Source organism: Brevibacterium sp. 2SA, assembly GCF_005502845.1.
GTDB lineage: Bacteria > Actinomycetota > Actinomycetes > Actinomycetales > Brevibacteriaceae > Brevibacterium.
This window is the reverse complement of the sequence record NZ_SCMW01000081.1, coordinates 1-10847: the sequence shown is the minus strand read 5'-3', so window position 1 is coordinate 10847 and position 10847 is coordinate 1. Positions and strand designations below refer to the sequence as shown.

11 protein-coding genes and 1 other annotated feature are annotated in these 10847 nt (G+C 61.1%); of the genes, 5 read left to right on the top strand and 6 right to left on the bottom strand.

The annotated features are described in order from the left end of the window. From FFS20_RS17095 to FFS20_RS17085, 3 genes are all read left to right on the top strand, one after another. A partial coding sequence (locus tag FFS20_RS17095; RefSeq protein WP_212743373.1) for a transposase occupies window positions 1-315 on the top strand: 315 nt, incomplete at its 5' end. Next, window positions 276-404 (top strand) — a sequence feature (AL1L pseudoknot). Its footprint overlaps the gene before it by 40 nt. Continuing rightward, a complete protein-coding gene (locus tag FFS20_RS17090; RefSeq protein ID WP_137826981.1) occupies window positions 306-1235 on the top strand; it encodes an IS3 family transposase in 930 nt (309 codons plus the stop codon). (Overlaps the previous feature by 99 nt.) The genes FFS20_RS17095 and FFS20_RS17090, both read left to right, overlap by 10 nt. Before the next feature lie 285 nt (window positions 1236-1520). Then, a complete protein-coding gene (locus tag FFS20_RS17085; RefSeq protein ID WP_137826980.1) occupies window positions 1521-1985 on the top strand; it encodes a hypothetical protein in 465 nt (154 codons plus the stop codon). A 32-nt stretch (window positions 1986-2017) separates the two neighbouring features. Here the strand turns inward: FFS20_RS17085 and FFS20_RS17080 are convergent, their stop codons facing one another. The 3 genes from FFS20_RS17080 to FFS20_RS18500 form a co-directional block, all read right to left on the bottom strand. Further along, entirely contained in the window at window positions 2018-2749 is a 732-nt protein-coding gene (locus tag FFS20_RS17080; RefSeq protein ID WP_137826979.1) for a hypothetical protein, read from the bottom strand. A gap of 100 nt (window positions 2750-2849) precedes the next feature. Beyond that, window positions 2850-4084 (bottom strand): IS3 family transposase gene (locus tag FFS20_RS17075; RefSeq protein WP_137826983.1). Its coding sequence is split into 2 segments (ribosomal slippage): window positions 2850-3775 and window positions 3775-4084, totalling 1236 coding nucleotides; the frame shifts between segments, so codons are not numbered across the junction. 57 nt (window positions 4085-4141) lie between these two features. Next, entirely contained in the window at window positions 4142-4264 is a 123-nt protein-coding gene (locus FFS20_RS18500) for a hypothetical protein (protein WP_283202142.1), read from the bottom strand. Window positions 4265-4693: 429 nt separating this feature from the next. On the opposite strand from FFS20_RS18500, the gene FFS20_RS17070 reads away from it, so the two are divergent. Continuing rightward, on the top strand, window positions 4694-5419 hold the full coding sequence (locus tag FFS20_RS17070) for a transposase (RefSeq protein ID WP_349290535.1): 726 nt from the start codon (window positions 4694-4696) through the stop codon (window positions 5417-5419). A 207-nt stretch (window positions 5420-5626) separates the two neighbouring features. Here FFS20_RS17070 and FFS20_RS17065 read toward each other — a convergent pair whose 3' ends face one another. Further along, window positions 5627-6478 carry an FAD-dependent oxidoreductase gene (locus FFS20_RS17065; protein WP_283202141.1) on the bottom strand — a complete coding sequence of 284 codons (852 nt, stop codon included), beginning with the start codon at window positions 6476-6478 and terminating at the stop codon, window positions 5627-5629. A 392-nt stretch (window positions 6479-6870) separates the two neighbouring features. Here FFS20_RS17065 and FFS20_RS18495 point away from each other — a divergent pair, with 392 nt between their 5' ends. After that, a complete protein-coding gene (locus FFS20_RS18495; RefSeq protein ID WP_137826976.1) occupies window positions 6871-7563 on the top strand; it encodes a 4'-phosphopantetheinyl transferase superfamily protein in 693 nt (230 codons plus the stop codon). Window positions 7564-8069: 506 nt separating this feature from the next. Here FFS20_RS18495 and FFS20_RS17050 read toward each other — a convergent pair. Both FFS20_RS17050 and FFS20_RS17045 read right to left on the bottom strand, forming a co-directional pair. After that, window positions 8070-8717, bottom strand: coding sequence for a hypothetical protein (locus tag FFS20_RS17050; protein ID WP_137826975.1), 648 nt, complete (start codon window positions 8715-8717; stop codon window positions 8070-8072). After that, entirely contained in the window at window positions 8714-10354 is a 1641-nt protein-coding gene (locus FFS20_RS17045) for an acyl-CoA dehydrogenase family protein (RefSeq protein ID WP_137826974.1), read from the bottom strand. The genes FFS20_RS17050 and FFS20_RS17045 overlap by 4 nt, the downstream gene beginning before the upstream one ends. Window positions 10355-10847: the final 493 nt, after the last annotated feature.

Below are 10847 nucleotides of genomic sequence, written 5' to 3'. Positions count from 1 at the left end.
AACTGGACCGCGTCGGCTTTGAACTCCGGCGTGAACGTCCTGCGATTCGTAGACATGATTCCCTGTCGTGCCTTCCTGGTAACGACTGTCTACGAGAAGTGTCACACCCCAGAACTCGGCCTGAGCAAAGAGACCCTGCGAGTTTGGGTACGCAAGCACAAGGACTCCGGTAAAGCCACACCGACTGAGTCAGTCGACCTGGAAGCGGAGAACCGCCGGCTACGGGCAGAGCTGGCTGAGGCGAAACGAGCCAACGAGATCCTGAAGAGGGCGTCGGCTTTCTTCGCGGCGGAGCTCGACCGCCCATCGAAGTAGTCGTCGGTTTTATCGACGAGAACAAACACGAGTTCGGAGTCGAGCCAATCGTGCGCGCCTTGTCCGGGACTGCTGCACGGATTGCTGTGAGCTCGTATTACGCGTACAAGAAACGTCAACCATCAGCCAGGGCCCGACGGGACCAGGCTCTGATGGTGGTGATCCAGGATGTCTATGAGGCGAACTATTCCTGCTACGGAGTACGGAAGATGTGGAAGGCGATCAACCGCGGCTACGCCGACCAGTTCGGGCCGGTGGCCCGGTGCACGGTGGAGCGGTTGATGGCCCAGTTGGGCATCGACGGGATCCGGCGGAGACGGAAGCGTCCGAAAACGGCTTCAGCCAGGGCTGAGGACTGCCCGGACGATCTCGTCGACCGTGAGTTCACGGCTGCTGGTCCGAACTGTCTGTGGGTCGCCGATATCACGTACGTGCCGACGCAGGCTGGGTGGGTGTACGCGATGTTCATCCTTGATGTGTTCACCAGGGAGATCGTGGGCTGGCAGGTGACGAACCATCTGCGGGAGTCGCTGGCCAGGGACGCTTTGACGATGGCGCTAGCGGCGAAATTCCGGGCTGGTGAAGATGTGTCGGGGCTGGTCCACCACAGCGACCGTGGGGTTCAATTTCGGTCGATTCGCTATGGCGAGGCTCTCGCGGAATCCGAGCTTGTCGCGTCGGTGGGATCGCGCGGAGATTCGTATGACAATGCGATGGCTGAGGCTCTGAACTCGGTGTACAAGGCTGAGCTGATCGACAGACGGGTGTGGTCAGGATTGATCGAGGTGCTCGCGGAGACGTCTGCGTGGGTGGCCTGGTACAACCAGGAGCGGTTGCATTCAGCGGTCGGGTACCGTCCGCCGATCGAGGTCCATTCTGAATGGGTCAACCAGTCCGCGGCAGAACCCGTGGCTGCTTAGGAAACCAAGAAAAAGAGCCTCTACGAAACCCGGGGCTTGACACAGGGGTCGGTCCAGGTGGCTCAACTGAGCCACCAATCACGTCGCGATTCATGGTGGCAACGCTTGCCTCAAAGAGCGACACGAATGACCTAGTAGACATGTCTGTGCGGGAAGCATCTGCACCATGTCCTGTGGTTCAGCTCGGCGATCGCGAACTCATGTCAGGCCCGACTTGTAGCTTGTGAACATCCTCACAGAACGGAGATCACCATGGGTCTCAGTTGCGACAGCATCCTCCGGTTGATGCTCCAGAACGGCCTGGATTACGAACTCCTCGAAGAAGAAACACGGGACTACGTGTTCTACCCTGCGATTCACTTATTGGCGGATTCGCTACCCGACAACGATGACCTCATGTGGGCGTTCCTCTCACTCGGCGAATCTACGACTACAAGACAGGCCATCCAGTATGTTGCGATCAGTAGTAGCTTCGTGGCGTCGGGCAGCGGTTACCATGAGAAAGATGATGCCGCTGGGAAACGAGACAGTGAACTAAACCTAATGCGGGTGAGTGACATCGCGGAAGTCGAGGTCAAATCGATTGATGGCCTAGAGCTCAGGGGCGAGTACACATCGGCCGGTCGCCCGCATGTGAAAGTTCGCGACAAGAGCTCTATTGATGTCACACTCGGATCTAGGCGGCTCGGCCGGAAGTCGGTCTCGAAACTGATCGGCGATTTGGTGAGATTGGTGGGTGCCTCAAGTTAAGGCGCGATGCGGGTGGCTTATCGGCGCGACTGTCAGTGCTGTTTGAGCCTTTCCCACCGCACAGGGGGAGGGGCACCCTCAGATGCCCACTCGACCTGGTAACCCAACTTTCGAAGAACATCTATAGCCGAGTGCGGATCATCTCTCACCACGGCGCGTGTTTGCGTCCGGCGCCACTCAGCTCGCCCTTCCTTCAACGCCTCCATCGTGCCCTCCTGCTTGTCCACCCCGAACTCTTCTATCAAAGTCTCGAGCACGTCTTCGAGGCAAGGGCGGAAGCGGTGACCGCCGAGAGGGAAATGGATGCTCTGCAACGATGGGACCGTATTGCCATCAGCACGCGAGCGAGCCCGGCGCGTGCCCTGCCCTGCTTTGGCCATCAAGAAAGTGAACGCATCCCGATGAGCATGAACATGCATATGCGCAGAAGGAACCTTACCTGAGTTCCGGTCGTATTCGTATCGGAAAATCGGACCGGTGCCGGCCATCGGGACGACCGCGATCTTGGATTTTTCGACTGCCAGGAAATCACCATCCCCGTCGAGGCAACACCGATAGTCCACCTTGAGGTTGAGGAACGGCTGCCCGTCCACGGCCAGAGGAATGCCGACCGACGGATTCTGACGAACAGAAACACGCGGAGTGCCTTCAACGTTGAGAGCCTTGAACGGATCACATTGCGGCGCCACCGCGTGCACTGTCTTAGTCAGCCGTTGCGCGAAGTCAGTAGCCTGGGTTTCCAGCGAGGAACGATCAATCTCCAATGAGGTATTCCAGCTCCATCAGATCGTCATACAGAGCCTGATCGTCATCACTCAAGACATAGGGCCTTGACCCTCGATCGTGGACACGGTGTCGGTTCGGTTATGCCGCTTCCGCGAGGGTAGCGGATGCGGCGGCTTCGTAGGTGTTCGGGCTGATGTTGCCGATCGCGGAGTGGCGTCGGCGGGTGTTGTAGCGGTTCACCCAGCGGAACACGGCCCGGTAGGCGGTGGCCTGGTCCGGGAACGCCGCGCGTCCGGCGAGGAGCTCACGTTTGAGGGCGGCGTTGAAGCTCTCCGCGAGTGAGTTGTCGGCACTCGTCCCGATCGCTCCCATGGACTGGATGACCTTCAGGTCCTTGCAGAGCTTGACGTAGGCCTTCGAGGTGTAGACCGAGCCGTGGTCGCTGTGGAAGATCGCGCCGGCCAGTGAGCCACGCTCGCGGGCCGCGGCGCGGAGGGCGTCCTCGACGAGCTCGGTGCGCATGTGGTCGGCGACCTGCCAGCCGGCAAGCTTGCGGGAGCCGAGGTCGATCACCGAGACGAGGTAGAGGTTCGAGCCGTCCGCGATGGGCAGGTAGGTGATGTCTCCCACGTACCTGCGGTTCGGCTCGCCGACCGTGAAGTCGCGTTCGATCAGGTCCGGGAAGCGCCTGCCCGACTGGTCCGGGATCGTCGTCTTCACTCGGCGTCGCAGCCGGATTCCGGCGAGCTGGTGCTCGCGCATCACCCGGGCGACCCGCTTGCGATTGACCCGTTCGATCGGCGCGACGCCGTCGTTGAGGTCAGCGGTGATCCGCGGTGCACCATACGCGCGGTCGCCGCCCTGGTCGGGATCCTGCAGCACCCGGATCCGCGCCGCCAACGCCGCGTCCGCAGCGTGACGCTTGGCTCGTCCTGGCGCGGCTGCGAGCCACGCGTAGAACGAGGATCGGGCGATCTGAATGACCTCACACAACCGCTTCACGCCGTAGGCGTCCTTGTGGTCCTCGACGAACTGGAAGCGGTTCACCAGTTCGTCTCCCCGGCGAAATACTTCGCCGCCTGACGGAGTATGTCCCGCTCCGTCTCGAGCTTGCGGGCCTCGGCCTTCAGCGCTGTGTTCTCCGCTTCGAGCCGGGCCACCCGCGCCGCCTGCGACTCCGGCCGCGGCCCATCAGGCACCGCCATGCCACCGCCGACAGTCGTCCCGGAGCCGAGCTTGTCGATCCACTCCTTCAACGCGCCCCGCGAGACCCCAAGATCGCCCGCGATGCCCTTGAGCGTCGCGCCAGGCGTCGACTCGTACAGGTCCACCGCCCGCCGCCGGAACTCGTCGGTGTAGTTCTTCCTTGCCATCCTTGGATTCTCGCTTCCCCAGCATCGTGCTGGAATCAGCGTGTCCAAGATCAGGGGTCAAGCACCATAAGCTTCGCCGCGTGCTTTGAACTCATCTAGATCGCTGATGCTTTCAATCAGAGCGACATGACGGCCACGTGCATCTTCGAGAGAGATGATTTCAGTTGTTGCAAATGGCATAGTGTTCCACCTCCCGGTTTCACTCATAATAGCCTCGATTCAATGAGCGTACGCGTAGGTACTGACACGAGTTTCGGAGCTAAGTCTCGGAGCGATTCTCGCACTGACAGAGTTCACGACCGTTCGTTGAATAACGCCACCGAACCAGACTGCACGAGACTATCTAGCCTTCACGTCGAGGCTGCACTCGCCGTCAAGTGTGCTTCATTCCTGATCTTGGTCGCCGCATACAAATTGGCGATCGTCTCCTACGGATCATCCTTACATCGGCCGTTCGAGCTTCAAGCTTTCGCAATGAATCCTTGCTCGAGAGCCTCATGTGCGGCCACGGCAACGTACAAAAGAGACGCAAGAGACGGGGCGGGTTCAAGGGGTGGACGCAACACTTCCTTTCAGAGAGGAAGTGTTGCGTCCACCCCTTGAACCCGCATTGCCGATATCGCCTACCTACCCGGGTTGGCGATGCGCAAGGCCGCCGACTTGTATCCAGGGCAGGCGAAGACTGATGCCAGGGATGCGTTCATCATCGCCGACACTGTGCGCACGATGCCGCACACGTTGCGCTCCGTGGACCGCGAATTGGATGTCCTGGCTAATATCAAAGTGTTGGCCGGCACCGATGAGGACCTGGTCCATGACATCACTCGAGCGATCAACCGGCTGAGGTCGTTGCTGCTCCAGATCCACCCCGCGCTGGAACGCGTTTTCAAAGGCACCGTGTTGACCAGGAGCATTGTGTTGGATCTGTTGATTCGGTATCGGTGTCCGGCCGGGTTGCGTGCGGCGGGGAAGTCGGGAGTGAAGCGGTGGGCGCGTAACCATGCCCGTAAGGACCCCTCAGCCCTGATCGATGCGATCTTTGAGGCTCTGGCTGAGCAGACGGTGACCGTGCCGGGCAGTGAGGCGTCGGAGTCGGTGGTGCTGCGTCATGCCGCCAGAATCAAGGCGTTGAAGGTTGAACGGGCCGAGATCGAGGCAGAAGCTGCTGAGTTGGCTGATTCGCTCCCTCTTCTTCAGGTCTTAACGTCGATGCCGGGAGTCGGCGATAAGACCGCGTGCCAGATCCTCCTGGCGGCTGGTGATTTCAGTGCGTTTAGGACTGCTGGGCATTTGGCTGCGTATGCCGGTATTGCCCGTCCCGCTGCGACGAGTTGACGCTCACTCCAGCCGACCATGGCGACGGTCTTGGTGAAGACGCCGATGATCGCGGTGCTCACGGCGTCGTCGGCCGCTTCGGGTTCGCTTGCGCTCAATCCGGCGTCGAAGGCGATGACGTCGGCCACGGTACGACCGTGCCGGTTCGCCAGCCCCGAAATGGTCACCAGTACCGGTTCGCCTGAGATGGCGTCGATCTTCTCGGTGTCATCGCCGACAGCGAGGATCCGTGAGTCGCTGGTGCGCTGCCACCCATCGACGGCGACGCCGCCCGTCGGGCCGACGTGCAACCCCGCCCGGGCCGCGATGGACGATGCCGGGCACACTCCGCGTGCATCGATCAACCAGCTCGCACGCTATCGCAGTGCCATCGTCGAGCAGTACACCCTCGGGCGTGAGCTCAGTGATCGACGAGTTCACATGAACCGTCACGCCATTCGTGGCGAGTTCGTCGAGCACCGTCGCGGCCATCTCTGGATTGAGCGGGCTTAGCGGGTAAGGCGAATGCTGGACTAGTGTGACCTCCGCTCCACGGTGGGCCAGGTTCTCGACGGCTTCCAGTCCGATGAACCCGCCTCCGGCTACGACCGCACGAACACCGTCACCGACGCTTTCCAGCCGCGCGGTGATGCGGCCGACGTCATCGATCGAGCGCAAGGTAGCGACTGCGGGACCGTCCGCGGCCCCTGCGAACACGTCTCGCGGAACAGAGCCTGCTGCGAGCACGAGGTAGTCGTATGATTCCGTCGTCTCGGTGAGGGCGCGTACGTCACGCACCGTGACGGTTCGCGACGCGGGGTCGATCGCGATGACGTCCTGGCCGGTGCGGATATCCAGTTCAAACCGTGAACGCAATGCCTCCGGTGTCTGTACTAGAACCGCATTTCGATCCTTGATGACTCCGCCGACGTAATACGGCAGACCACAGTTCGCAAAGCTCACGTAATTGACGCGTTCGAACACGACAATCTTGGCCGACTCATCGAGGCGACGCAGACGGGTGGCCGACGACATGCCCCCGGCAACACCTCCAAGAACGAGTACACGCGTGACGGTCACTTCCGACCGAATAGCTTCGGCAGGAAACCCGGCTCGCGGGGCTCACCTTCGTGGCCCTGGCACTGCTGCGGCCTCGGGATCCCCCTCATCACTTGGGTGACATGCTGGCCGCAGCCAGCCCAGGTCGTCTTCGAACATCGGCGGCACGTGACAGCTCGGCACATATTTCGTTTCCTCCTGGGCTCTTCGGGGCTCGATACCCCCTGGGGTATTCTTCTTCTCGGAATATCAAGGTGCGTAATGTCGGACCGCCATTCGTCGTCAACGCATCCCGACGGCCGCACCGCAGGGGTGCTGTGCCGTCGGTCCGACCGGGACTGCCGTGCACTGATTTGCCGTTGAGGGTACTGGGCCGATTGCGTCCAGACGGCCCGCCGTAGCAAGCTGAAGCGATGGTGGTGCGGTCGGAGTTTGGCGTTCTGTTGCCGGAATGCGTCAGTATCGTTGCGACCGGCGAGGACCGACCAGTTGCGAGGCACTGGCCGCTGGAGGAAGCCGTCATCAAGCACGTAAGCCCCGAGCGTCGTGTTGAGTTCCGAACGACGCGCGAATGTGCGCGGGCAGCTCTGGAGGGACTTGGCTACACAGGGGTTGAGATTCCGTGTGGAGCGCATCGAGAGCCCATCTGGCCGGTAGGGGTCGTGGGGAGCCTGACGCACTGTTCCGGCATGAGGGCCGCCGCTGTCGCGCGATCCACCAAGCTTCGCGCGCTGGGCATCGATGTCGAACCGGATTCGACGCTCCCGTCCGGAGTACTGGACGTGATCGCAACCGAGCGCGAAGTTGACATGCTGCCACGGCTCCGCAGCGTGGATCGAACGATCTCATGGGACCGGGTGTTGTTCAGCGCAAAAGAGGCCGTATTCAAAGCCTGGTTCCCGGTTACGGGCCAGTGGATCAACTATCCAGACTGTTGCCTGGATATTGACCCGGTATCGGGGTCATTCTCTGCGCACTTCGTTGACGACTTCCGTCGATCCGGCGTTAGCGCGAAGGACCTGGTCGGTCGGTGGAGCGTGCGCAATGGGATGGTGTTCACCGCTGCGCATATTCTGGCGACGTCGCTCGACGAAGAGCCTCACTGACTGCTTGCGGATCAAGCTGAACTCGATCGGATATCTGCTCGTGGGCCCAGCGGTCGAGGTCGAGGATCCACACTTCTTCCATGCGTAGTTCATATAGCCGAAGCATCGCGTCACCGCTGAGCTGTTCTGGCCGAAGTGCGAGTTCGGAGGCTTTGGCAGGATCGGGGTGCATCTGTCGGTAAAAGTAGGCGACTCGCTCGGCCAGGGCAGGGCCAGCGAGTGCGGTGCAGCGTCCAGCAACCTGGAGTCCATCAGGTCCCTCAGGCATTCCCGGCAGGAGCGACACAGCTGCGGCGGCTTGGTGTGTCACAGCGATATCTGTTGAATGGCGGGTAGCGACGTGGGATCCCACGACTAGGCTAAGCGGAGAAGCGAACCAGGCATACTGTAGTTGGGCGGCCCAGGGAGCACCAGCCGGATTGACGGTTGCCAAGGTGAGGTAGCCGGCCTGCCGAATGATGGCGACGGCGCGTTCAAGGAGGTCGGGACTGCTATGCACGGATACCTCATGAAGGCCTGTCACTGGTTGCTCCCTTCGCAGTGCAGAGGACGACCATGCGCTCCCAGAAGACTTGCTCCAGCGTTGCCAGCTGTTGCGCCAATGCGTACGCGCGGCCGAGTGCGTCTGCTGGAGCGTCGGTGACTAGCTGCTGGACTGTAGCGATTTCTTCGTCCTCTATGTGGCCGAAGAAGGCGAAGTGTTCGAGTTCCAGTTCGCTGAAGGCGCCGGTGGCGCTCAGCGCCTCGTGCAGTTGCAAGTAGTTGAGGGTAGAGGGTCGGCACAGGTGGAGAAACGCCACGGGGTAGTCCCATGGGGTTCCTGATACGGCGATTCGTGCGATCAAGCCGGGATAAGCGAGGGCCAGAGCATCGAAAGAAGCAGATCCGTCACGAGTCAGTTTGAAGGCCTGGAGCAATGGGGTGAGGAGCTGGTGTGCTTCCTGTTCCACGGCGACGTTGCCTTTATAGAAACTGGCCAAGGGCGAGCCTCGATGACGTTGCAACATGAGCGTGGCTGAGGCGAAGTTGGCTGACACGAGTTCGTCGAGATGTTGCGGCAAGGGGCACAGTGCCTCCGGAGTGAGGTCGCCAGCGCGGATCATAGTTGCCAGCGGATTGGCGATTAGGGTGGCGCTAGGGATCGCGGGGGTCATCGGTTGGCGCCAATCTCGTAGAGCGGATGAGTAAAGGCACTGCGACCGTGCAGGTCGGGCCTAGCAGTGAGTTCAGCGGCCAGGCTCATTCGCCTTCTGTGTCGTTGATCGTCGTTCAGGTCACGGAGAAGGCCGTCAAGTCGCGACTGCAGTTCGTTAAGGACCGCGGTCCAAGCTGTTGTGGTGGGAGTTTGATGTTCGCCGAGATAGGTTCGGTACTCTTCGACGCAGTACGCGACGAAGATTTCCAAGGCGCAGTTGACCGCGATGGCACGCCGGTGCGCATTCTCCGGGTGCGCCGAGCGTGCTTGCCGGAGCAACTCGCTTTGGTCAGCGATCCACGATGTCGCGTCGGTGCTTTCGGAGTCGGGTAGAGGTGGCGTGCTCTGGGGTTGAGCGAGGGGCTGGCCAAGGGCGTCTTTGATCATTTGGGTTGAGCTGTCGAAGATGCGGGTTACGCGCGTGTCTCGCCAGAGACGTTCGATGTCGAACGGAGGATCGTCGCGGGCGATGGCTGAGGACGCCGTTTCATATCCTCGGCCTCCGACTATTTGGAGGAGCGTGTCGGTCGCGTGTGACGCAAGTTCACTGAGTATGAGTTTGGCGGCTTCGGCGTCGGTCGGCGCACAATGTCGGTCAAGTATGAACCAGGCGACGGCGTTGGCAGCGGTCGACGTTGCCATGAGGTCAGCGAGGAGTTCCTGGATCTGCGGGTTGGTAGGCAGGCCGCGGTCGGCCTGGCGCTCCTCCTGCGCCCACTTAGACGCCGAGCGCAAGCATGTCGTGATTGTCATAAGGCACACGACGGGGAGAGCGGCACGGCACTGTTTCAGACAGCCGAGGACCACGTCGAAACCGTGCCCTTCTGCACCGACGACTCGATCTGCGGGGATGCGGGCGTCATCAAGACGGATACGTCCGTTGGGCAGTCCCCGCATTCCGGCGAAGCTACTGAGCGGGCCCTGCGTGACTCCGACGTCGTCGGATTTGATTAGCAGCGCGGTTACTCCTCCGGGTGAAAGTGGTGTCGGGGCGACATCGACTACAACGATTGCATGGGTCGCGATGGTCGCATTGGTGATCCAAGTCTTGGTGCCGGAAATGCGATAGCAGTTGATCTCGGTGTCGAACCACGCTGTGGTGCCTAGCGGGCCAAGCCCGTAGCCGACAGCTGCTTCGTTGAGAGCGAAAGCAGACGAAGTCTGTGTGAGTTCTGGCAGATAACGATTGCGCTGCTCGGCGGTGCCGAACTCTATGAGCGGACGGACTGCCCCGACCACCTGATGAGCGGCGACAACCTCACACAAGGTCGCGTGTGTAGCTGAGAGGATCGCTAATGCCCCGAGCAAGCAGGAGTCAGAAAAACCAAGGCCGCCATACTGTTGGGGAATCGTGATGCGAAATGCGCCCAGTTTGCTGAGTTCGGCAATGATGTCGTCAGGAATCTGCAACGAGGATTCGATACGGGTAGTGAGGTCACCCCGCGCACACCACTTACTGACGGAGTCAAGGAAGGCGTCTTCTTCTGCAGTGAGGGTAGGGCGAGTTGGTTGCTCTGCTGTTCGCCTTGGTCGATGCCCGGAGAGGATCTGGTCCAGAACCGAAGCAGGATCGAACGGGCGGGTGGTCTGCGTCATGGCGCGCTCGTGAGTTCGACAGCGGTAAGCGGTCCTACGCGGCGGTGGGACAGGGACGCGGTCGGCAGTCCCGCGCGGTCTAGGAGGCGACGTAGATCGTCGAGCGTGCGTTCCCGACCGCCACTGATGACGAGCATGCACATGTCGGTGAGATATCCGACCGCGGCATTGCGATCGAAGTCGTCAGGGATGAAGTTGCCGATGATTATCAGTCTCGCGCCGGCGGGAACCTGTTCTGCGCAGGTTCGCAGGATTTGGTAGGCGCGTTCGTCATCCCAGTCTTGTAGGACGCTCTTGAGAATGTAGGTGGTGCCGTTTCTGGGGATGGCAGTGAAGAAGTCCCCGGCCTGGAAGTCGCACCGGTTGGCGACACTGGAACGATCTGGGCTGTGTCAAGTTTCGTAGACGATCTCTTTGTGGATCAGGCGGCGATCGCGGCCTGAAGGGTGTAGTCGGCGCGCGCTTCGGCGGGCGTGCGGTAGCCGAGGCTCGA

What these genes read in the sequence shown, in the direction of transcription:
- FFS20_RS17085 (WP_137826980.1), top strand. Translation starts at nt 1,521, where the DNA reads ATGCTCCAGAACGGCCTGGATTACGAACTCCTCGAAGAAGAAACACGG.
- FFS20_RS18495 (WP_137826976.1), top strand. Translation starts at nt 6,871, where the DNA reads ATGGTGGTGCGGTCGGAGTTTGGCGTTCTGTTGCCGGAATGCGTCAGT.
- FFS20_RS18500 (WP_283202142.1), bottom strand. Translation starts at nt 4,264, where the DNA reads ATGCCATTTGCAACAACTGAAATCATCTCTCTCGAAGATGCACGTGGC.
- FFS20_RS17045 (WP_137826974.1), bottom strand. Translation starts at nt 10,354, where the DNA reads ATGACGCAGACCACCCGCCCGTTCGATCCTGCTTCGGTTCTGGACCAG.
- FFS20_RS17050 (WP_137826975.1), bottom strand. Translation starts at nt 8,717, where the DNA reads ATGACCCCCGCGATCCCTAGCGCCACCCTAATCGCCAATCCGCTGGCA.